The 22612-nt window shown below is 34.9% G+C and carries 19 protein-coding genes and 11 pseudogenes; 20 read left to right on the top strand and 10 right to left on the bottom strand.

The genetic code is table 11. The features are described from left to right. Positions 1–96: 96 nt before the first annotated feature. Both NBW39_RS03225 and NBW39_RS03220 read left to right on the top strand, forming a co-directional pair. Positions 97–346 (top strand): annotated as a pseudogene (locus tag NBW39_RS03225) (helix-turn-helix domain-containing protein); the annotation flags it as partial. Between the two features lie 83 nt (positions 347–429). Then, positions 430–1435 (top strand): IS630 family transposase gene (locus NBW39_RS03220; RefSeq protein ID WP_250294609.1). Its coding sequence is split into 2 segments (ribosomal slippage): positions 430–891 and positions 893–1435, totalling 1005 coding nucleotides; the frame shifts between segments, so codons are not numbered across the junction. Between the two features lie 100 nt (positions 1436–1535). Here the strand turns inward: NBW39_RS03220 and NBW39_RS03215 are convergent. Further along, a protein-coding gene (locus NBW39_RS03215) for an IS5 family transposase (RefSeq protein WP_250294694.1) occupies positions 1536–2362 on the bottom strand; the annotation gives its coding sequence in 2 pieces (ribosomal slippage) (positions 1536–1975 and positions 1975–2362; 828 coding nt in all). A gap of 51 nt (positions 2363–2413) precedes the next feature. On the opposite strand from NBW39_RS03215, the pseudogene NBW39_RS03210 reads away from it, so the two are divergent. After that, positions 2414–2902, top strand: a pseudogene (locus NBW39_RS03210) (transposase family protein); the annotation flags it as partial. A gap of 16 nt (positions 2903–2918) precedes the next feature. Here the strand turns inward: NBW39_RS03210 and NBW39_RS03205 are convergent. The 6 genes and pseudogenes from NBW39_RS03205 to NBW39_RS08945 form a co-directional block, all read right to left on the bottom strand. Then, positions 2919–3296, bottom strand: a pseudogene (locus NBW39_RS03205) (DUF6444 domain-containing protein); the annotation flags it as partial. A 102-nt stretch (positions 3297–3398) separates the two neighbouring features. Then, entirely contained in the window at positions 3399–4157 is a 759-nt protein-coding gene (gene pstB, locus NBW39_RS03200; RefSeq protein WP_250295593.1) for a phosphate ABC transporter ATP-binding protein PstB, read from the bottom strand. Then, positions 4154–4939 carry a 4-hydroxy-tetrahydrodipicolinate reductase gene (dapB, locus tag NBW39_RS03195; protein WP_250295746.1) on the bottom strand — a complete coding sequence of 262 codons (786 nt, stop codon included), beginning with the start codon at positions 4937–4939 and terminating at the stop codon, positions 4154–4156. Before dapB ends, pstB begins: the two co-directional genes overlap by 4 nt. Positions 4940–5087: 148 nt before the next feature. Next, a pseudogene (locus NBW39_RS09200) lies at positions 5088–6204 on the bottom strand (IS3 family transposase). Between the two features lie 74 nt (positions 6205–6278). Beyond that, positions 6279–6584 (bottom strand): hypothetical protein, encoded by a 306-nt coding sequence (locus tag NBW39_RS03180; protein ID WP_250295592.1) that lies wholly within the window; start codon positions 6582–6584, stop codon positions 6279–6281. A gap of 42 nt (positions 6585–6626) precedes the next feature. After that, positions 6627–6761 (bottom strand): annotated as a pseudogene (locus tag NBW39_RS08945) (group II intron maturase-specific domain-containing protein); the annotation flags it as partial. A 98-nt stretch (positions 6762–6859) separates the two neighbouring features. Here NBW39_RS08945 and NBW39_RS03175 point away from each other — a divergent pair. Further along, the gene (locus NBW39_RS03175) at positions 6860–7732 is read left to right on the top strand and encodes an IS982 family transposase (RefSeq protein WP_250294632.1); all 873 of its coding nucleotides are present in this window, start codon (positions 6860–6862) and stop codon (positions 7730–7732) included. Here NBW39_RS03175 and NBW39_RS03170 read toward each other — a convergent pair. Next, entirely contained in the window at positions 7682–8362 is a 681-nt protein-coding gene (locus NBW39_RS03170; protein ID WP_250295591.1) for a reverse transcriptase domain-containing protein, read from the bottom strand. The two genes, NBW39_RS03175 and NBW39_RS03170, sit on opposite strands and share 51 nt — an antisense overlap. Between NBW39_RS03170 and NBW39_RS03165 the strand changes: the two genes are divergently transcribed. From NBW39_RS03165 to NBW39_RS03125, 9 genes and pseudogenes are all read left to right on the top strand, one after another. Then, a complete protein-coding gene (locus NBW39_RS03165; RefSeq protein WP_250295590.1) occupies positions 8335–8724 on the top strand; it encodes a hypothetical protein in 390 nt (129 codons plus the stop codon). The two genes, NBW39_RS03170 and NBW39_RS03165, sit on opposite strands and share 28 nt — an antisense overlap. 33 nt (positions 8725–8757) lie before the next feature. Further along, entirely contained in the window at positions 8758–9093 is a 336-nt protein-coding gene (locus NBW39_RS03160) for a recombinase family protein (protein WP_250295589.1), read from the top strand. Between the two features lie 32 nt (positions 9094–9125). Next, positions 9126–10013 (top strand): recombinase family protein, encoded by an 888-nt coding sequence (locus NBW39_RS03155; protein WP_250295588.1) that lies wholly within the window; start codon positions 9126–9128, stop codon positions 10011–10013. Positions 10014–10061: 48 nt separating this feature from the next. After that, positions 10062–10854, top strand: a protein-coding gene (locus tag NBW39_RS03150) for an IS5 family transposase (protein ID WP_250294670.1) whose coding sequence is annotated in 2 segments (ribosomal slippage) — positions 10062–10325 and positions 10327–10854 — 792 coding nt in all. Because the reading frame shifts where the segments join, the coding sequence is not laid out codon by codon here. Positions 10855–10879: 25 nt separating this feature from the next. Further along, positions 10880–11662, top strand: a complete 783-nt coding sequence (locus NBW39_RS03145) for a hypothetical protein (protein WP_250295587.1) — start codon at positions 10880–10882, stop codon at positions 11660–11662. A gap of 188 nt (positions 11663–11850) precedes the next feature. After that, positions 11851–12597: pseudogene (locus tag NBW39_RS03140) on the top strand (IS982 family transposase); the annotation flags it as partial. Between the two features lie 56 nt (positions 12598–12653). Next, entirely contained in the window at positions 12654–13892 is a 1239-nt protein-coding gene (locus NBW39_RS03135; protein ID WP_250295731.1) for an IS256 family transposase, read from the top strand. A gap of 36 nt (positions 13893–13928) precedes the next feature. Next, positions 13929–14078: pseudogene (locus tag NBW39_RS03130) on the top strand (IS982 family transposase); the annotation flags it as partial. A 446-nt stretch (positions 14079–14524) separates the two neighbouring features. After that, positions 14525–15397 (top strand): IS982 family transposase, encoded by an 873-nt coding sequence (locus NBW39_RS03125; protein WP_250294632.1) that lies wholly within the window; start codon positions 14525–14527, stop codon positions 15395–15397. A 333-nt stretch (positions 15398–15730) separates the two neighbouring features. Here the strand turns inward: NBW39_RS03125 and NBW39_RS03120 are convergent, their stop codons facing one another. After that, positions 15731–16660: an AEC family transporter gene (locus tag NBW39_RS03120; protein ID WP_250295586.1), complete on the bottom strand. Its 930-nt coding sequence runs from the start codon at positions 16658–16660 to the stop codon at positions 15731–15733. 268 nt (positions 16661–16928) lie between these two features. Further along, positions 16929–17486 carry a GNAT family N-acetyltransferase gene (locus NBW39_RS03115; RefSeq protein WP_250295585.1) on the bottom strand — a complete coding sequence of 186 codons (558 nt, stop codon included), beginning with the start codon at positions 17484–17486 and terminating at the stop codon, positions 16929–16931. A 32-nt stretch (positions 17487–17518) separates the two neighbouring features. Between NBW39_RS03115 and NBW39_RS08940 the strand changes: the two are divergent. The 7 genes and pseudogenes from NBW39_RS08940 to cgtA form a co-directional block, all read left to right on the top strand. Beyond that, positions 17519–17710, top strand: a pseudogene (locus NBW39_RS08940) (multidrug effflux MFS transporter); the annotation flags it as partial. A 139-nt stretch (positions 17711–17849) separates the two neighbouring features. Next, positions 17850–17918: pseudogene (locus NBW39_RS08935) on the top strand (thiamine diphosphokinase); the annotation flags it as partial. A 44-nt stretch (positions 17919–17962) separates the two neighbouring features. Then, positions 17963–18176: pseudogene (locus NBW39_RS03110) on the top strand (IS256 family transposase); the annotation flags it as partial. Between the two features lie 138 nt (positions 18177–18314). After that, the gene (locus NBW39_RS03105) at positions 18315–19388 is read left to right on the top strand and encodes an efflux RND transporter periplasmic adaptor subunit (protein ID WP_250295584.1); all 1074 of its coding nucleotides are present in this window, start codon (positions 18315–18317) and stop codon (positions 19386–19388) included. A 284-nt stretch (positions 19389–19672) separates the two neighbouring features. Further along, positions 19673–20263 (top strand): annotated as a pseudogene (locus NBW39_RS03100) (glutamate ligase domain-containing protein); the annotation flags it as partial. A gap of 4 nt (positions 20264–20267) precedes the next feature. After that, positions 20268–21542, top strand: a complete 1275-nt coding sequence (eno, locus tag NBW39_RS03095) for a phosphopyruvate hydratase (RefSeq protein ID WP_250295583.1) — start codon at positions 20268–20270, stop codon at positions 21540–21542. After that, complete coding sequence (cgtA, locus tag NBW39_RS03090; RefSeq protein ID WP_250295582.1) at positions 21530–22552, top strand: Obg family GTPase CgtA; 1023 nt, start codon at positions 21530–21532, stop codon at positions 22550–22552. The genes eno and cgtA overlap by 13 nt, the downstream gene beginning before the upstream one ends. The last annotated feature ends 60 nt before the right edge of the window (positions 22553–22612 follow it).

The raw sequence follows: 22612 nt of genomic DNA, 5'->3' as shown, positions 1-22612 counted from the left end.
TTTCCTCCATAGCATCATTCAAATCATTAGACCTCTTTCGAAACTAGCATAAAGCCAAAGAAGATATACAATGGTAATTTAGTGTGAAGGAGATAGATGAAATACAAAACAGCAAAAGAGTTAGAAGATGAGAAATTTCGCAGATTAACAGGGCTAAAAAGAGCAACGTTTGATAAGATAGTGGAAATTCTAAGGAAAGCAAATAAAAAGAAGAAAGCTAGAGGAGGAAGAGCTAAGTGAGGAAAACATGCTCCTAATGGTATTAGAGTATCTCCGCGAATATCGGACATATTTTCATATCGGACAAAGTTATGGCATGAGTGAAAGTAACTGTTTTAAAATAATAATACCAATTCTCACTGCAGAACAAACAGATAGACAACAATGGAAAAAAAGCCATACTAAACTAAGTGTAATAGCGAGGTATAAATGGCATTAAGATCAAAATTATTGGATGAAAAAGTAGTGGAATCGGCAAAAGCAATGCTGAAGAAAGTAAGAAATAACGCATACGTTACAAAAAAACTAAATGCTGTAATTGCAGCAAAAAAGCACAGCATAACAGCGGTAGCAAAGATATGTTGCATTTCAAGAACTGCACTGACTGAGTGGATAAAGCACCTAAAATTTAACAGAGAGGAAAAATTGTTTGCTCCACCTCAACGTCGTAGAAAAACTAGATTGGATCAAAGTCAGCGTGAACAAGTTGAAGCATGGATACAAGACAATCCTAATATCACCATTAAAGAAATGAGAATAAAAATCCAGGAAAGATTTGGTTTGGATATCAGTAAGTCCACAGTACACCGTAATATGCAAAGAATGAAATTCTCATATATTACTCCAAGACCAGTTCATAATGGTCAAGATAAAAGCAAACAAGAGGAGTTTAAAAAAAAATCTCAACGAAACTATTGGCAAATATCCAGAAAAAGAGCTATTTTTCTTTGATGAGTCTCGGTTTGGCACACATTCAAAAATTGGACATGGGTGGTTTAAAAAAGGCATTAGGACACAGGTTAAAATAAAATTAGGTAGGCAAAATTTCTATCTCTATAGTGCGGTTAATCCTAGAAATGGAGAGAGTTCTAGCTTGTTTGCACCAAATGTCAACACTGATTGCATGAATATATTTCTTGAGCAGATGTCGCAATATCTAGGAATACGAGAGACTTTTCTCGTTATGGACTGTGCTAGTTGGCATAGGTCAAAAAATTTAAAGGTACCTAAAAATATCGATATTATATACCTACCTCCATACTCACCTGAGCTCAATCCTGTTGAGAGGTTTTGGTTATATATAAAACAGAACATTTTGTGCAATAAAATATACGATACAATTACCCTGCTTGAGCGCACTTTGTGTAAATTTGTTACCTCTCTTACCCACTCCATAATTAAACAACTCTGCAATGTCTCCTATTTGTCCTCCTAATAATGAGAATTGGTATAAGATGGGTAGAAGGCACATTAATCAGATTTTGCATTACCAGGAAAAAAAGAGCTATTAAATGGTAATAGACCTCTTTCAAAATTCACATCATCAACTCTAGATTGTAAATTCCAGCTATCAAATTGAATCTCAATCCAAAACGTTTTCGCCGATTGCGATATTTATCTGCAATAATTTTAAATCTTTTAAGCAAACCGATTACATTCTCAACCACAACTCTTTTGCTTGCAAGCTCTTGATTTTCTTGCTTTTGTTTCTTAGTCAATGGGTGCTTTTTCGTTTTTCTATGTGGCAATTCAACATTTGCGTGAATTTTTTGTAGACCTCTGTAACCGCTATCTGCTAGGACTTTGATACTTGGTAGTATGTGCACTTTTGACTCCTTAAAAAGCCGAAAATCATGTTTCCTACCATTTGAAAAAGACGTGCAAATGATCTTTTTGCTTTCTTTTTCCGAAATAATCTGTGTTTTTATACTGTGCTTTTTCTTTTTTCCTGAATAAAATCTTTTTTGCTTTTTTTGGGTCTTTCCACAGGAGTTTCTGTTGCATCTATCACTAAAACCTCATATTCTATATCACTTTTTAGAACCTCTTTTCGCCCTGGCAATGCAAAATCCGGATGTTTTACCAATGTATTTTCAATCCACTTTATGATTTTATAGGTCGTACTTTCGCTCATACCATAACTTCGACCAATGTGGAAATATGTCCGATATTCACGAAGATATTCCAATGCCATAAGTAGCCTGTCTTCTATACAGAGCTTGCTTTTACGCCCACTTTTTGCTTTTTTCCTTCTATCTTCTTCATCTAAAATTTCTACCATCCTGTTGAAAGTTGCCTTCTTTACTCCTGTCAGACGACGAAACTTCTCTTCATCTAACTCCTTAGTTTCTTCATATCTCATACTTTTAAATGTATGATTTTATACTAATTTTTTGCTCTTTTCCAATTTTGAAAGAAGTCTAATGTAGAATATGAAATTTTGGTAATAGATGGACCAGTAGAAAGGCCAAAAAAAAGCAGAAAAGATTTTATTCAGGAAAGAAAAAGAAGCATACGGTAAAGACACAAGTCGTTATAGCAAAAAAAAGCAAAAAAGTTATATGTACTTCCTTTGCTAACGGTAAACAACACGACTTTAGAGTTTTTAAAGAGTCAAAAGTTCGCATGTTATCGACCACTAAAGTTTTAGCAGATGCTAGTTATAGGGGTATGCACAAATTTCATAAAAATGTTCAACTTCCCCATAGAAGATCAAAAAAGTTTCCTTTACCAAAAGACAAAAAATCGGAGAATAGGACTCTTTCTAGCCAAAGGGTGATAGTTGAAAACGTAATTGAAGAGGTTTAAAATCATCTCGGATAGGTATCGAAACAGACGAAAACGTTTTGCTTTAAGATTTAATTTAATTGCTGCTATTCATAACTTTGAGCTCCTTATATGAATTTTGAAAGAAGTCTAATGTAAGGTTTTCCACATATTGCAATCTCTCCTCCGCACTCGCAAGTAGATGACAACTTTACTTTTATCACCTCATCTGCATCCATTTTGGCGCGAAAACTTCCTTCATGCCCAATCTGTGCCCCTATTTTCCTGTCACTTTTTTTCTTTTTCTTCTTTAGCTTGTATAACTCTTTTGAGCTCGGTATCGATGAATTTTGTGAATTCAGACCTAGTCTTTCTTTCAATTCAGCATTTTCAATTCTTAGCGCCTTATTCTCAGATCTAAAATTTTCGTTTTCTATCTCTAACCTCTTTATCTCTGCTTTTAGTTGCTCTATCTCTATTTTAAAGCTTTCACAGAGCTTGAGAAGACTAGCTAGTAGATCAGACCACACATACTACTTGCGATATTATGTTTTTAGCACTCCTTGTCTACTTTTTATTTTACCGCTCCGCTGAACGGATACAATGAATTTAATTGCAAAGCCATAGGGTATTTAATGATCCAGGATATACTCCTTCGTTAAGGGAGATTGAGCATTTTCGAATATTTCTTGAGTGCTTCCAGATTCAACGATCTTGCCATTATGAAAGAAAATTACACTATCAGATAACTTTTTAGCTTGCTTCATTGAATGAGTTACCATAATTATGGTAAATCTTAATTTCAGCTCTTGTATAAGATTTTCAATTGCATTAGTTGCCATTGGATCAAGAGCAGAACACGGTTCATCCATCAACAAAATAGTTGGCTTCACTGCAATTGCGCGAGCGATGCATAGCCTCTGTTGTTGGCCACCGGATAAATCGAGTGCACTATCTTGCAATCTGTCTTTTAATTCTTCCCATAAGCCAACTTTGGTTAAACTACTTTCTACCACTTCATTCAATTTTTGCTTATTCTTTACCATACCATGCAGTTTTGGCCCATAAGCAACATTGTCATATATTGATTTTGGAAAAGGATTTGGCTTTTGAAATACCATGCCAACTTTTGCTCTGAGTAGCACAACATCCATATCGCGTGAATATATATCACCCAGCCCATCAATATTTAATTCACCAACAGTTTTGCATCCAGGTACATAATCATTCATACGATTAAAACAACGCAAAAATGTCGATTTACCGCACCCGGATGGTCCGATAAAAGTAGTAACTTTTCTTTTATAAATATTCAAATTTATATCGAATAAAACTTGCTTAGAGCCGTACCAGAGATTTAAATCTTTAACAGAGGCACGTGTATTGCTCATATTACATCCTGCATTGAATAGAGCCCCGGAGTTTCTCTTTTATTTTCGTATAGCCATACTGCTGCTTGAACAGCTCCTCTAGCAAATGTTGTGCGATCAATTGCTTTGTGGTTTAGTTCTATCCGCTCATCAGAATTAACAAACATCACGCTGTGATCTCCTATTACTCCACCTCCACGAGATACCGCAAAACCTATTCCCCCCTTTTTCCTTATGTTTGAACCACTATGTAAATATTGATTGGACTGAAAATCCACTTTTGAAGCGTTAGCAATTGTTTTGCCAAGTTCTATAGCTGTTCCAGATGGTGAATCCTTTTTTAAGTTATGATGCATTTCCCAAATCTCAACGTCATATTCATTACCTAAAAGCTCAGCAGCTTTTTTTACCAATTTCAGCAACACATTAACCCCAACACTCATATTTGCTGACCATAATATTGGAACTTCAGCAGCATATTCTTTCAAATCGACACCTTCTATTCCAGTTGTGCCACTAACCAGGGGTGTTTTAAATTTTACAGCTGCTTTAAGGCAGTCTAACATACATTCTTTAGTTGTAAAATCTATTACAACGTCAGATGACTCAAATACGTCACTGATAGAACTTGTAACCTTGATTCCTAGATTGGCTATAATTGGTCCAATATCTGAATCTATGTACTTACTGCCTGAACGGGCAACAGCACCTGCTATTTCCACTTTGGTATTTGTAATTAATTCATTGAGTATTTTCTTGCCCATTCTGCCTAAGCAGCCTATTACTCCAACTCTGATTTTCATAAAGCTTATATTAGGCTTTTTTTTAGGCTTTGTCACTTCTGATCTATATTCTATAGCTAACACGTCATGCCGTCATGGATAGATTCCGCTAACAAGTAGCGGAATGACCTTACCCAGAAAAAGTAGAGAGGAAGTTAAGCCATTTTCATTATGAAAATGATGAATCAAATTTTTCAGGAATGCAATAGTTAATAGTAGAATGTCTACGTTGTTTGTTATAAAAAATTTCTATGTATTCAAATATTGCGGTTCTAGCTTGTTGTGCGGAGTGTTGTGAGGTATCAATGAGTAATTCCCTCTTTAGTGAACTAAAAAAGCTCTCCGAAACAGCATTATCGTAACAACAACCTTTGTGACTCATGCTAGAAATAATACTTTTTGTATTCAGTAAAAATTGATAATTTTTAGAGGTATATTGTGAACCTTGATCACTATGAAATAGCAGATCTTTGGCTGGTTTGCGCTTATCAACAGCCATCAATAAAGCATCTATGCTTAGTTATTGTACTACTCATTAACTACCATACGTGAATATAGATCAATTATTGCTGCCAAATATAGCCAACCATCCTTAGTTTTTATGTATGTAATATCAGTTACCCATACTTTGTTTGGCTGACTAGTAGTAAAGTTTTGGTCCAATATATTGGGAGCTATTGTCAGTCTGCTGTTTTTTGCTTTTGAATCTTCGCCTCAGTCTAGCTTGAATGCCATTTTTTTGCATGACATCCTGCACTGTTTTGATGTTGCAATTTTTACCTAAAGCCTTTAGTTCAGCATGAATTTTAGGTGCACCATATCTACAATTAGATGCTTGGTATATTTTTTGAATATCTGCTAGAAACTGCTCCCTTGTTGATTCTTTGCTGCTTTTCTTCTTACTAGTCCATTTGTAGTAGCCGCTAGCAGAAAATCCTGCATAACTCCTGTACTTTATAGTAGTTTCTATGCTTTTTGATAAATAAATATTTTACTCTTTGTGACTTGCCCAGGGCTTTTTTTAAAATGTCTCTTTCTCTAGTAACTCTTGTTAGTTCTTTCTTTAATTCAAACTTTTCTTTATCACATGGTGCCAACTTTCCCTTACCAGGAAATGCTTCTTCTATTGATCCTTTTTCGTTATATTTTTTTATCCAGTCACTTAGTGTACTGTTATCTATTCCTAAATCTTTAGCTATTTTGCTTGCTGACTGCCCCGTTTCCTTTACCAACTTTATTGCCTCTAATTTAAATTCCACTGTGTAATTCTTTCTGTTCTTTACCATAATAAGCCCTCATGATCATGTTTTATTTTACCTCAAAAATGGCTTAACTTCCTCTCTACTTTTTCTGGGTAAGGTCAGTAATCATGACAATGTCCATGCAACATAGATAAATTTGCAATATTATTGTTGTTCCTATTCTTGTCTTTATGGTGTACTTCAATTACATCGTCAGACCTAAAATATAGTTGACAACAGTTACATTTACCTCGTTGTAATTTCAATAGTTTTATTACTCTTGGTGATTTTCCTGGTACTCTCCTTGAACGGTTTGCCCAATATATCCAATCCCCATCATAAGGAGATCTGTCTCCTGACACTTTAATGTGCCATTTAATAGCATGATCCTTATGCTTAATAAGGTATAGATTGTCATTTAACATGAATCGCCAGTTATCATTGCCGTATTTTTTAAAGTACTTCCTCTTAATCCAGCTTTTTCCTTTGTTATGATGCCTAAAGACTGCCCATTTCCAAAGTTTTTTGTGTGTATCATTATCCAATGAACCAAAGACTTTGCTTGACACTGCAGGAGTGTAATATTGACTCCATCCTCTTATTATAACCTCAGTTATGGATTAGAAAATAGATAAAAGTATAACTAAGAAGAGGGAAACAGGGTAAACTCGAGTATTTTAGTAATAATAAGAGGTTACCCATGAAGAAAGATATTACAGAACTGTACTGTTGCGTCGAGGATTTTTGTCGTGCGGTAGATGATAATTTTGCAAATAGGTTCTTATCAAACGGCAAAAAACCAACCAGAGTACCAGAAATAGCGCACTCAGAAATTCTAACCATAATCCTATTATACCATAAATCACCATGTAAAAACTTCAAGGCTTTTTATCTTTGTTATCTTCAGTTATTCTATAGATCAGAGTTTTCAAAGCTGCCTTCATATCACAGATTTATTGCCTTAAAGCCGCGAGTTTTGTGGTATTTAGCATTACTTTTGCAATGGTTTTGTGAACAAGCAAAAATGACCGGGATTTCCTACATAGATTCTACTTCAATAGCAGTATGCCATCGAAAAAGAATCTCAAGAAATAAGGTTTTCAAAGGATTAGCAGAGTTAGGAAAGAATACTTACGGCTGGTTTTTTGGTTTTAAATTACATGTAGTAATCAATGAAATAGGTGAAATTCAAGGTGTTACGCTAACCAGAGGTAACGTCGATGACAGAAAACCTGTACCAACTCTAACCAAAAAACTAACTGGACTTTTGTTTGGAGATAAGGGCTATATAAAGAAAGAGCTCTTTGAGAAACTATTCGATAGAGGTCTAAAACTCGTCACTAAAGTGAAAAAAGGTATGAAAAATGCACTGATTTCGCTGAAAGAGAAGATTTTACTAGGGAAAAGATCGATTGTTGAAACGGTTTTTGGCTGCCTAAAAAACAAATTTGAACTTGAGCACACTCGGCATAGATCCACAGTAAATTTCTTGGTACATATTTTTTCTACCCTCATTTCTTATTCAATGCAATCGAAAAAGCCCTGTATTTCTCAGCTTTACTTCGTTGGTTAATCCATAACTGGGGTTTATTATAAGATTGAGTTGTTTTATTACGGTTTCCTGGGGTGCGTTGCGTAATGCTTTAAGTTTATGTTTTATAACTAACCCGTGCTGTTTTATAGAGTTACGACTTGGTTTAATTAGCAATTTGTAATCTTTTCTACCTCGTTTTATTGGGTATTGTCGTATTGTAAATCCAAGAAAATCAAAACCTGGTTTTTGTTCTCCGTAAAGTTTGAGCGTGTGGGAAACTTTTGTTTTTGAATGTTTTAATTCCAACCCAATGGTTTTTAACCACTCTTCAACTAAAGTTTTCGCTCTAAGAATAATTTCTTCACTTTCATGGAGAATGATAAAGTCATCTGCATAAAAAATTACTTTGCATGAGTTTTGTGCATCCCTGTGAGATGCTTTTCCAAGTCTCTTTTTCTTATCAGAAAAAAGTTCGTTTGCCAAAGCTTTTTTTATGTAGCATTCCAATCCATGCAAGGCAATATTAGCCAATAAAGGTGAGATAGTTCCCCCTTGAATTGTACCTTGTTTTGTAAATTGGAATACTTTTCCTTCCATAATGCCAGCTTTTAACCATCCTCTTATAATCTTTACTATAGTTGGTGTGGTATGAAGCTTTTCCAATAACACCTTATGGTCAATATTGTCAAACGATCAATCACCTTAATACCCCCTTCAATAATCAAGCAACTAAAGAAATCACAGTTACAGATCCAACGCATCCACTATTTGGCAGAACTTTTCCCATATCATCTGTAAGCTCAAAAGCCTACAATGGTGGCAATGTGTTTGTTACTTATCGTAACTACATCATTCTACGTATTCCGTTTTCTGCTACTGACTTAGTTAGTAAGCAAGATTTTATCATCAGCAAGTTAACATTGGCTTCATTATACGAGTTTGTTTCTTTAGCAAAGGAGTATAAATTATGCCATGTAAACCACATCAAGTGTGGCAGAAAATGCCGCAAAGTTTCAAGTCAGAAATTTTAGAAAATATATTATTAGAATCCAAAGAGGTTATCTATGAGTACATCAGAACTAATCACAGCACAACACCTAGCACGCGAAGCAATAATTTACATCAGACAATCAACACCTCATCAAGCACTGAGCAATCAAGAAAGCTTGGAGTTACAGTATGCACTGAAACAAAGAGCAATTGACCTTGGGTGGAAAGCTGATAATATTGTAGTCATTGATAGTGATCTAGGTTTAACTGGTGCTAGTGCTGAAAAGCGTGAAGGATTTAAAGAAATTGTCACTAAAGTCACTTTATCAAAAGTAGGGATTATTTTCTCCTACGACGTGACTCGATTATCACGTAACTGTTCCCCCATTGCTGGACATATGTGGCTATAAACAGTGTTTGATAGCCGATAGAGATGGTATTTATGACCCTGGATGGTCGGCTGCTACTTGGTCTGAAAGGACAACTTGCTGAAATGGAGTTATCTACTATAAAAGCTAGACTAAATGCTGGACTGCTAAATAAAGCAACTAGAGGCGATTTAGCATTATATCTTCCAGCTGGCCTTGTTCGTAATATTGATGGTTCTGTGAATAAGGATCCTAACCTTGAAGTTCAGTCTCGTATTAATCTTATTTTTGAAACTTTTTTGGAAAAACGAACAGCATCAAAGGTTTTAAGACATTTTAATGATCATCAACTTACCATTCCTAGATATGACAAATTTAAAGAACTGCAGTGGAAAAAGCCAACTGTGGCAGCAATTACTTCAATACTCAAAAACCCAGCTTATGCTGGAGCATTTGTTTATGGACGTTCCCGTACTACACGCCATGAGCCATCTTCTGTTGACAAAATAACAAAAAAATTACCAATGGAGGAATGGAAAGTTTTAATCAAAGATAAATATTCAGCTTATATAGATTGGGAAACTTTTATAAAGATTCAAATGATGCTAAAAGATAATCATGCAGAATATGATCGCAATAAAACACGTGGTATAGCTAGACCAGGTGCAGCATTATTGCATGGAATAATCTATTGTGGAGAATGTGGACACAAAATGTTGGTACAGTATAAAGAAGGAAACCGTTATTTATGCAACTATTTACGCCAGCAGTACCTTGTGCCTATATGTCAACTTTTACCAGCTGATATTATTGATAATGAAGTAGTTCCCAAATTTTTTGCAGCACTTGGTCAAATTGAGCTTGATGCTTATACTCAGGCGATTAACTCACAATTGCAATCTGAACAAGCAATTAATAAAGCACATTTACAACAACTAGAGCGTCTAAGAACCTGTTCATAATCTCAAAAAAGTGATAAACTATGAGATGATGTATATGAATAAGGATATATGAGAAATTTATACCCAAGTGACATAAGTCGAGAACAATTTGAAAAAATCAGATCAATTCTGGAGAGTAGTAGGAAGAAAACAAAACCAAGAAAACTTGATTTGTATGATGTATTTTGTGCAGTGCTGTACGTCCTAAAAAGTGCCTGTCAGTGGAGAATGCTGCCAAAAGATTTTCCAAAATGGCGAAGTTGTTACGAATATTTTAAAAAATGGAGTGAAAAACCAAGCGAAGATACAGAAAGTACTTTGGAGCGTGTATTAAAAAAAATTAGTTGGAGAGACACGTATCAGCAATGGTCGGAAAGAAAGAACTAGTTTTTGTATAATTGATGCTCAGAGCGTAAAAAATGCAGATACTGCTGAAAATAAGGGCTACGATGCAGGTAAAAAAATTTCAGGAATAAAGCGCCATATTGCAGTAGATACACAAGGTTTACCACACGCGATTTATGTAACAACGGCAGAAGCAACCGACCGCAGCAGTGCCATGAAAATGGTCGAAAATGCTAAAGAAAAACTCTCTGAAGTTAAAAATATACTTGTTGATGCAGGCTACACTGGAGAAAATTTTGCAACACAAATAAAAGCAACTATTGGTTCGACGGTCGAAGTAATAAAGCGAAGTGAATTACACACCTTTGTTGTACTGCCAAAGAGATGGGTTGTTGAGCGCTCTTTTGCTTGGTTGGAAAAATGTAGGCGTTTGTGGAAAAATTGCGAGCGGAAACTCAACACTAGCTTACAAATGGTCGTTCTTGCTTTCACTTCTTTACTCCTTAAAAGATTATGAACAGGTTCTAAGGTATCAAGTTAGATTGGCAGAAAGACAATTTAATCAAGTAGACCCTGACAATCGTCTTGTAGCTGCAGAACTTGAAAGACGCTGGGAACAAGCATTGAAAGAACTCCAGCAAGCAGAAATTATGTTCGAACGTCAGCATCCACGTAAACCAACGCCTCAATTATCTGAGGAATTGAAAACAGTATTTTTAGATGTAGGCAAAAGATTACCTGAGATTTGGCATAAGCCAGTTCTGTCACGTCAACAACGAAAGTCCTTTCTCCGTTGCCTAATTGATAAAGTAGTAGCACACAGAATTAAACGCGACTGCTTACAAATACGCATTGTATGGCATGGTGGAGAAACTACTACTTCTAATGTGCCTATTCCAGTAAGATCTTTTCGTGAATTAACTGCAGCAACAGAAATGGAGCAATCTATAATAAAGCTCAGTAAAGAAGGCAAGACAGATATGGAAATTGCTAAATACTTAGAAGAACATGGGCATCGCTCTCCCATGAAAAATGTTGTATTAGAAAGCACAGTAAAAACAATTAGATTAAAGAATAACATCTTTCTGAAAAAGTGGCAATCACATCCAACTAAAGTGCCTGGTTACTTTACTGTTCCACAAATCGCAAAAATCCTTAAAGTTCCCAGCCACTGGCTTTACGATAGAATAAACAATGGTCAAATTAAAATACGGAAAGATGATAGTATTGGAAAGGGTAAATATCTATTTGAGGATAAACCAGAAACTGTTAAAATGTTTATGGACTTTAAAGATGGTAAGTTCAACAATCTAAATTTTTTATAGGAGTATCAATATGTATAATCAAAGCATCCAGATATATCTGCATCCAAGACAAATGCCATTTTTCTTTTTAGTGCATCAAATATAGCTCTTATAGACCTCAGTTATGGATTAGAAAATAGATAAAAGTATAACTAAGAAGAGGGAAACAGGGTAAACTCGAGTATTTTAGTAATAATAAGAGGTTACCCATGAAGAAAGATATTACAGAACTGTACTGTTGCGTCGAGGATTTTTGTCGTGCGGTAGATGATAATTTTGCAAATAGGTTCTTATCAAACGGCAAAAAACCAACCAGAGTACCAGAAATAGCGCACTCAGAAATTCTAACCATAATCCTATTATACCATAAATCACCATGTAAAAACTTCAAGGCTTTTTATCTTTGTTATCTTCAGTTATTCTATAGATCAGAGTTTTCAAAGCTGCCTTCATATCACAGATTTATTGCCTTAAAGCCGCGAGTTTTGTGGTATTTAGCATTACTTTTGCAATGGTTTTGTGAACAAGCAAAAATGACCGGGATTTCCTACATAGATTCTACTTCAATAGCAGTATGCCATCGAAAAAGAATCTCAAGAAATAAGGTTTTCAAAGGATTAGCAGAGTTAGGAAAGAATACTTACGGCTGGTTTTTTGGTTTTAAATTACATGTAGTAATCAATGAAATAGGTGAAATTCAAGGTGTTACGCTAACCAGAGGTAACGTCGATGACAGAAAACCTGTACCAACTCTAACCAAAAAACTAACTGGACTTTTGTTTGGAGATAAGGGCTATATAAAGAAAGAGCTCTTTGAGAAACTATTCGATAGAGGTCTAAAACTCGTCACTAAAGTGAAAAAAGGTATGAAAAATGCACTGATTTCGCTGAAAGAGAAGATTTTACTAGGGAAAAGATCGATTGTTGAAACGGTTTTTGGGAATGTTCAAAAAAGTGTGTCAAACCGAAAAAAAAGTAATAAATTGATATAAAAAAAATGGAGGTTTCACATATGAATCAAAGAATAGCAAATAAAACTACTGGATTGGTAGATTATAAAGAATTAGAAACAAATATCCTGTCGTCTATACGAGAAGGAAGGCCGCTGACGGGAAGGGACGGAGTATTAACACCATTGATAAAAAAGCTGCTGGAGGCAAGTTTGGAAGGTGAAATAGAAAATCACTTGTTGGCTGAAAGCGAAGAAAATAATCGAAGAAATGGGAGAAATGGAAAGACTTTAAGGACAAGTGCCGGTTCATTTGAACTTTTGACGCCAAGGGATAGAGAAGGAAGTTTTGAGCCGCAAATAGTCAAAAAAAGGCAAACAAACTTACATCCAGAGCTTGAAACGAAGATCTTGAGCACATTTGCCAGTGGTATGAGTTATAGAGATATAGCGTCACACGTTGAGGAAATTTATGATCACAAAATATCGGCGGCAGAGATATCAAGTATTACCGACAAATTGCTACCGGTAATCAACGAATGGCGTAGTCGCCCATTGCAGTCTGTGTACCCAATAGTGTTCATGGATGGCATGTTTTTCAAAGTTAAGGAGGACGGGCATTGCGTAAGTAAATGCATGTATAATATATTAGGCGTAGATCAAAATGGCAGAAAAGAGGTACTAGGCTTTTATTTAGCCGAAAGTGAGGGAGCCAACTTCTGGTTAGGGGTATTAAATGACCTAAAAGAGAGAGGAGTAGAGGATATTCTGATTGCCTGCGTCGATGGTCTAAAAAGTTTTCCTGCAGCAATAAATAGTGTGTTTCCTAAAGCAGAAGTACAGCTATGTATAGTGCATCAGATAAGGAATTCATTGAAATATGTATCCAGCAAAGATGTGAAAGTTTTCATGAACGATTTGAAGAAAATATATCGTGCTTCAAGTAAAGAAATCGCTGAGAATTATTTGCTTGAGCTGGAAGAAAAATGGGGTGAAAAATATCCTTTGGTTATAAAATCGTGGCAAAATAATTGGGAAAATTTATCTGGTTATTTTAAGTATTCTGGGCCAGTTAGAAAGCTGATTTATACCACCAATCCTATTGAGGGGTTGCATAGACAGATTAGAAAATTCACTAAAACTAAGGGCTCATTTACTAGTACAAATGCCTTGTACAAACAGGTATATTGTGCTATAAAAAAGGCAGAGCAAAATTGGATTATGGCTATACCTAATTGGGCTTTAACTATATCTCAACTTGATATTTTCTTTCCTGGTAGATTGAAAATTGAGTTGAATTAAAAATGCGGTTTGACACACTTTTTTGAACATTCCCCGGTTTTTGGCTGCCTAAAAAACAAATTTGAACTTGAGCACACTCGGCATAGATCCACAGTAAATTTCTTGGTACATATTTTTTCTACCCTCATTTCTTATTCAATGCAATCGAAAAAGCCCTGTATTTCTCAGCTTTACTTCGTTGGTTAATCCATAACTGGGGTTTATAGAATCGTGACAAGATCTACCAGGTCTAAAACCATAAGTGTTAGGCTCAAATTTTGCCTCCCATTCAGGTTCTAAAGCCATTTTTACAAGTGTTTGTTTTGCTCGATCTGCTATTGTAGGGAGAACAACTCACTCCTCCTTTCGATGTTCACTTCCCTTTTCGACACGTTCATCAGTGGTTCACTTACGTTCGCCTTTCTGATCCACACCTTCCAGCTCTTACGCTGATTTTTCCTTAACGCTTATGACCCTATCTCTTAAATAGAGCCACTTAAGGTGGTTTGAAACCTGCTCCTGAAAACCGATTTCGAAGGACCTTCCTTCATCTTCAATAACCTCAGTTATGGATTAGAAAATAGATAAAAGTATAACTAAGAAGAGGGAAACAGGGTAAACTCGAGTATTTTAGTAATAATAAGAGGTTACCCATGAAGAAAGATATTACAGAACTGTACTGTTGCGTCGAGGATTTTTGTCGTGCGGTAGATGATAATTTTGCAAATAGGTTCTTATCAAACGGCAAAAAACCAACCAGAGTACCAGAAATAGCGCACTCAGAAATTCTAACCATAATCCTATTATACCATAAATCACCATGTAAAAACTTCAAGGCTTTTTATCTTTGTTATCTTCAGTTATTCTATAGATCAGAGTTTTCAAAGCTGCCTTCATATCACAGATTTATTGCCTTAAAGCCGCGAGTTTTGTGGTATTTAGCATTACTTTTGCAATGGTTTTGTGAACAAGCAAAAATGACCGGGATTTCCTACATAGATTCTACTTCAATAGCAGTATGCCATCGAAAAAGAATCTCAAGAAATAAGGTTTTCAAAGGATTAGCAGAGTTAGGAAAGAATACTTACGGCTGGTTTTTTGGTTTTAAATTACATGTAGTAATCAATGAAATAGGTGAAATTCAAGGTGTTACGCTAACCAGAGGTAACGTCGATGACAGAAAACCTGTACCAACTCTAACCAAAAAACTAACTGGACTTTTGTTTGGAGATAAGGGCTATATAAAGAAAGAGCTCTTTGAGAAACTATTCGATAGAGGTCTAAAACTCGTCACTAAAGTGAAAAAAGGTATGAAAAATGCACTGATTTCGCTGAAAGAGAAGATTTTACTAGGGAAAAGATCGATTGTTGAAACGGTTTTTGGCTGCCTAAAAAACAAATTTGAACTTGAGCACACTCGGCATAGATCCACAGTAAATTTCTTGGTACATATTTTTTCTACCCTCATTTCTTATTCAATGCAATCGAAAAAGCCCTGTATTTCTCAGCTTTACTTCGTTGGTTAATCCATAACTGGGGTTTCAATAAAGCTTCTCACAAACATTACCCTGTTTGTTGCTGCAGCACACAATCATATTTAGGATCTAGAAATTTCGAAATAGCCATAGTAAAAATGCTTAGAAAAGATTAATAATTATACACACAACTATTCAATCATATTTTTGAAGATAGCTAGTTTCTGTATTTATTTTAAATTGAAGAAAGCTCAAATGAAAGATCGTGTTTTTCACAGAATGCAGTCTGGTTACAATCTAAGTTGCTTTAGCTATAAATTCAAGTTTTATCAATGTCTTGTGTTGTTACCCAAATAATGGTTGTGCAAGCGCTTGAATTTTTGATCAAAAAGGAACAAGTTTAGTAAAAAATAATGATATTATTAGTGGAACATAAAATAGTCCCACTGCAGTACTGATTAGAAGTAACAGAGTAGCTTTATCTGGTTGATAATTCAAAATATTAGCAAGTATTATACTGGACCCAGAAACTGGAATAATAGCCAGCAACATCAGTGCTTTATATATGCTCTCATCGTATACACCTATAACATGCTTGTCTAAAAGGACAATTCCTAAAACAAACAGTGGCCAGAATACGTACTTTGCTGTAATAGTGATCAAAGCAAGCTTCCAATCTATTTTAAAGCTTGCAATATTCGCAATGCTCACTCCAAGTAGCACCATTCCTAATGTGACAAACGTACTTCTAATATTCATCATAACATCTGTTAAAAAAGTGGGTATTTGTATATCGTATATACTTAAAAAGAAGCCCAGAACCATCGCATAAAGCGAAGGAAGTTTGAAGAACTTTAATATGCATTCTTTTGCGGTATAAATACCATTTGCAGCTATGTAAAATCCTAAGCTATTTTCAAACAACGTCATTCCTATATAACAAACAACATATACAGATACTGAATCTTCATCAAATAAAGCCATGGCAATCGGCAGGCCAAAATAACCCATACTTGTGCTGCCCGAGCTAAATGCTAATATGTTTCTCGTGTTATCCTTAAATAAAAAAGAAGAAAGATAATACACTGATAAGGACATAGTGCTACCTATAAACCATATCAAAATCGGCAGAGAAATTACTTTTAAATTAACTTCTGTATGAGAGACTCCATATAAAATCACTATTGGATTAGCTATATAAAAGAGTATTTGAGATATAGTGTTTCTATCAATTTTAAGACATTTTCCTGCTAAATAACCAATAAATATCGTAATATAGATAGGTAATATTTTTAGGAAAAGAGTAAAGAACATACTAGCCTATTGTGATGTTTTTGATTGATAAAGTGATATTAGATCTTAGGATATTGTAAAAGTAAACAAAATTTATTTTCCAATTTATCCAGCTCATAGTTAATTAAATTAGTGCCAAAATTTGTTTTTACATAGGACTTAAGAATGACATTTTTATGATAAAATTATGTTAAGTTTCTATAAAGCTTCTTGCATATTTTTTAATAATGACATATTTACTAAAAATTAAACTGCTTGTAGTAATTTAGACGGACTGTTGAAAAAACACTCATCTTGCATGGTTCTCAGGAATTCTTGCCTTAATCATTAAAATTGTATCATTGCTTTCCCTAATTTTTTTAAATCCAACTTTTTCGTAAACACGGATTGCACGAACATTTGCTGTATCTGGGTCAACAAAAGCATTTTCAGAAACTTTAAAGACAAATTCGTTTAAAAATATATTCAAAGCTTGTGGACCAATGCCTTTGCCCACATAATCCAGCTCTCCGATATACCAGTCTATAGCAGCACAGCTTTCTGGAAGCTCAGAAGTATCGTAGCCCTGCTCAGGTGGAAAATCATGTTTGTTATAGTATTGAATATAACCAATATCAACCCCGTCACAATTAATAATGAATGCATGCATTGGTTTTTCAATAATTTGTGTCTTAAGTTTCAAACGTTTGAATCCTTTAACGTAGTTGCTATATTTTTTCTCAATTAACTCTGGTGTCCAATTTATATCCGCATCCCACCACTTCTTTACATGGGGTGTTTCTAGCCATTTTAATAACAGTGAAAAATGTTCTTCTTTCAACGCTTTAAATGTGATATTTTTATTCATTAATTGAAGATTTCAAATGTTATTACCCTTTCAATTCTATTCTAACAGTTGTTATGGCAATTGCACCTGTTTTAGGAAATTTTATCAATGGTGCTGTAGGATGGCATGGCAATTATGCAAGTGTTGCGGTAATTTGTTTGATCTCTTGAGTTTTACTGCTTTTTCTGTTACCGGAAACAAAAAAGGATCGCGATGCTTTCAGTTTGAAAAAGATGATGAAGGATGGCTTTGTTGCGTAACTATCAATAAGAAGGGATGAGTTTACAAGGCAAATTCAAAAATAGGCATACCTATATCAGTAAATTTGTTAAGTGAATAGCATTTTTTCACGATTTATCTCTGATTTGTTTTTCAAGCTAAACCCAAATATCAACTAAAGGACTAAAATGGGAACTGTACCTTAGTGACCTTGCTTTTCCAGGAAAGAATTCTTGAAATGATACTGGAATGTACAAAAAATCTAGCAAAGATGTGAAATGAGTGATTTGAAAAAAGTATATCAAGCTTCAAGTAGAGAAATCGCTGAAAACTATTTACTTGAGTTGGAAGAAAAATGGGGATCCTTTGGTTATGGCAGAATAATTGGAAAAATTTGTACAGTTATTTCAAGTATTCTGAAGAAGTTCTACTAATCCTATCAAGGGGCTACATAGACAGATCAGAAAATTTACTAAAACTAAGAGCAATTACTTATTGCAGAAAACAGAATTTAATGTAAAATAACTATCAATAGTTAATTTTTCTGTATCTCTTCTCATATAAAACCATTTATGGAGTAACAATGGTGCATATATTATAACTTACATTTCTAATTCGAAAATTTAATTTATGCAGTTGTTTCTAACAAGATTGGTCAATAAATTCTATTGTTTAAAGATGAGAAACAAAGTAATCATCATTTCCAGTATTGCTTTTATTCTACTGTTTTTTATCAGCAGTGCATTTTTAAAAAAAGATCAGGCGGTTCATAGTACTAGTAGCTTTTCAGTAAAAACTCAAGAATGTGTGCCGCAAAACCGCACTATATATTTAAATTTTTCTGGTACAGTAAATCCCCTACATAGAGTTAGCCTTATATCAAAAATAAGTGGTCAGATTATTGCTATTTATTTACCTGATGGTGAAAAGATAAAAAGAGATGATGTAGTGTTAAAGATAGAAGATTCTGACAGGATTGAGCAAGTTCAGAAAGCCAAAGCTTTATTAAAGCAGCGTGAAATTGAGTATGATTCCTCTCACACACTGAATAAAAAAGGCTATAGAGCACAAATACAAGTAGAGGCAGCTTTTACTGCGTTACAAAGTGCAAAAGCTGACCTAAAAAGGCTAGAATTGGATTTAGAAAACACTGCAGTTAAATCTCCTATAGATGGTTATATTGATAAAATCAATGTAACCGAAGGGGATTTTGTTAACGCTGGGCAAAAAATAGCTGATGTAGTTGATTTCGATCAAATTCTTGTGGTGTTATACGTTTCGGAAAATGAAGTAAATAAAATAGAGCTAGGCAGCACAGCTCAAATTAATTTGCTGGACGGAAAAGAATTGGCAGGTGAAGTAAGTTTTATTAGTAAAATTGCTGAACCTAAAACTGGGTCTTATAGGGTAGAGGTAAAGGTAACTAACAATAAAATGATATCTTTGCAGGGACTAACTGCCAACGTAAGGCTACCTTCAGGCGAAAGATTTGTATATAAAATTCCTTCTTCAGCCCTGAGCTTAAGTGACGAAGGTACTCTTGGAATAAAGATTGTTGATGACAATAATTATGTAATATTTACACCAGTAGAAATTGTTGATCATGAGAGCGATGGGGTTTGGATAGTAGCAAATAACGAAGATAGACCCGTAAAGTTAATAGTACTGGGCCACCTATTTGTTAAGCCTGGTGATAAGGTTTAGGTTTTTTCACAGGTTTTCGCTTAATTCTTTACTACTCCTTTTGAAAAAACATTTTTATTATAAAAAAATGCCTTTTCTTTCTCTCCACTTTTTCTAGCTATTTCACCTAGAGGATATTGTTTATTCTAATAATCAAGAGAATTGGATTTATATAGAAATACCAAGTATAATTAAAGAGGAATTATTCAATACAGTACAAGAATAGCTGGTTGAAAATAAAAAAAGAGCAAGAATGCAACGAAATGAAAGAAGATACCTATTACAAGGACTTAGAGCCTAGAATTATAAAAAACATAGTACTATCAAACACAATAGGTATGCATAAAGTCAGCAACGCTTTGGCTGCAATATCAGTTGCAGTAAAGCTCGGGATTAGCGATGCAGAGATTAAAAAAGGCCTTTTGGAATTCAAAGGAGTAGCAAGAAGATTCTCTTTGATTGCCAATATTAAAGGTGTTAAGTTAATTGAGGATTATGCCCATCATCCAAATGAAATATATGCAACTTTAACGGCTGCACGTTCGATCACTAAGGAAAAGGTAATAGGAATTATCGAACCACTTCGTTTTGCTCGCATTCGTAATTTTTTTTGTGAATTCATAAGGATCTTTATGATGTTTGACTATGTAATCTTTACTCCTATTCATCCCCCAGAAGACAAGCCCATTCCTGGTTGTGGGATTAATGATATACAAAAAGCTTTAATCAGTAATGGATTTAATAACACAAAAATTATGAATGATGCTTTGCTCATTTCACATTTTATTAGTGATTCAACAAGTCCAGGTGATATAGTATTATTTATTGGTGCTGGTAGTAATATAGCTAAATTAGCAAAGGAAACTGCAGCACTTATTGCGGAAGTTAAGGTTTAATACAATGAATAAGATAATCAACAACGTATTTGCAAGAGAAATTTTAGATAGCAGGGGTTACCCCACTGTTGAGGTGGAAATTGAACTCTGTGATGGAGCAATAGGTAGGGCCTCTGTACCTTCTGGAGCTTCAACTGGTAAATTAGAAGCCTTGGAACTCAGAGACCAAGATGAGAAAAGGTATTGTGGTAAAGGAGTGCTGAAAGCTGTTCAAGCTGTAAATGGAGTGATAGCAAATGAAATCATTGGCATGGATGCAACAAACCAAAGTGCAATTGATAAAGCATTAATTGAACTAGATGGAACAAAAAATAAATCTAAACTTGGAGCAAATGCAACTTTGGGTGTGTCTCTTGCGGTTGCAAAAGCTGCTGCGAACAGTTTCAAAATGCCGCTATATAGATATTTGGGAGGAGAGCAGATGAGTGTTATGCCGGTTCCACTCATTAACGTAATTAATGGTGGAGTACATGCAGACAATAAGCTCGATTTCCAAGAATTCATGATTCTTCCAGTCGGTGCTGAGACTTTCAGTGAAGCAATCAGAATATCTGCGGAGGTGTTCCACAACTTACGTAGCATTCTTAAGAAAAAGGGTTATAGCACAAACGTAGGAGATGAAGGCGGTTTTGCACCAAATATTGAAAGTACTGAAGAAGCACTTGACTTGATCATATACGCTATAGAATCTGCCGGTTATTCAACAAAATGTGATTTTGCACTAGGCCTTGATGTTGCTTCATCTACTTTTTATGAAGATGGAATTTACAAATTTGAAAACAAAGAACTTACTTCGGAGAAATTGGCTGAATACTATTGTAACCTTGTGGAAAAATATCCAATAATTTCTATAGAAGATGCAATGAGTGAAGATGACTATGAAGGTTGGAAATTGCTTACTGCAAAATTGGGGAGTAAAATTCAATTGGTTGGGGATGATTTGTTTGTTACAAATTGTGAACTGATATGTAAAGGAATAGAGGAAAAAATGGCAAATGCTGTACTGATCAAGCCAAATCAAATAGGGACGTTAACAGAAACTTTTGCTGCAATTGAAATGGCAAAATCAAATGGCTACAAAGCTGTGATTTCTCACCGCTCAGGTGAAACAGAAGACACAACAATATCTCATATAGCAGTTGCATCAAATTGCGGGCAAATAAAAACCGGATCGCTATCGCGTTCTGATAGACTCGCAAAGTATAACGAGCTAATCAGAATAGAAAGCGCATTAGGAAAGGATGCTAAATATTATCGTGGGTTAGCATGGGTTTTATAGACGAAGTAAAATTGTGTTTAAAAGCCGGTGACGGTGGTGACGGCTGTGCAAGTTTTCGTCGAGAAAAGTTCGTTGAATTTGGTGGTCCAAATGGTGGTAATGGAGGAAAGGGTGGAAACATAGTTTTCATCAGCGACGCTAATCTCAACACTTTGCTTCATTTTCGTTATAGAAGACACATTAAAGCAGATAGTGGGAAAAACGGTGCAGGCAGGGATAGATCTGGCACAGCAGGAAAAGACGTTATACTTAGAGTTCCAGTCGGTGCACAAATAATTGATGAAGAAAGTGAAGAGGTAATAGTCGATCTTGACAAGCCTGATATGGAATTTCAAGTAGCACAGGGTGGAAAAGGTGGACTTGGAAATACTAATTTTAAATCTTCTACTAATAAGGCACCAAGACATTTTACTTATGGTCAGCCTGGCGAAGAAAAACATGTATTATTAAAACTAAAAGTTTTATCAGATGTTGGAATTATTGGCATGCCAAATGCAGGTAAATCAAAATTTTTGACTCGCTGCTCAAATTCCGATACAAAAGTAGGCGATTATCCATTTACCACCGTAAGACCCCACTTAGGTGTGACAAAAGTGGATGATAGCGAAGTTGTAATAGCAGATATTCCTGGAATAATTACTGATGCTCACCTTGGAGTTGGGCTCGGGCATAAATTTTTAAAGCACATAGAAAGGTGTAAAATTTTACTTCATTTAATTGATGTAACTCATGATGACGTTGTTTCGGCTTATAGTTGTATCCATAATGAATTGGAACTTTACAATGGTGATCTTGTTGAAAAAGAAGAGATTGTAGTATTAAACAAATGCGACTTGCTGAGAGAAGCAGAAATTCTAGAAAAGAAGAATCACCTAGCTAATTATCTTAATAAAGAAGTCCTGTGCTTATCAATTAATGATGATTTACATCCCATTTTAAGATTGTTAAGTGAAAAATTGAAAAAGAGTAATCCTAAGGAAATTGATGTATATGATCCTTTTAAGCTATAATTTTGTGTGATTCATAGAGGTTATTACAATAAAAATATAAGATAAAATAAAGACTTGGAC

Origin of the sequence: Wolbachia endosymbiont of Oedothorax gibbosus, assembly GCF_936270435.1 — a bacterium.
GTDB lineage: Bacteria > Pseudomonadota > Alphaproteobacteria > Rickettsiales > Anaplasmataceae > Wolbachia.
Note: the sequence above shows the minus strand (reverse complement) of the source record. Positions and strands in the feature narration are given on the sequence as shown.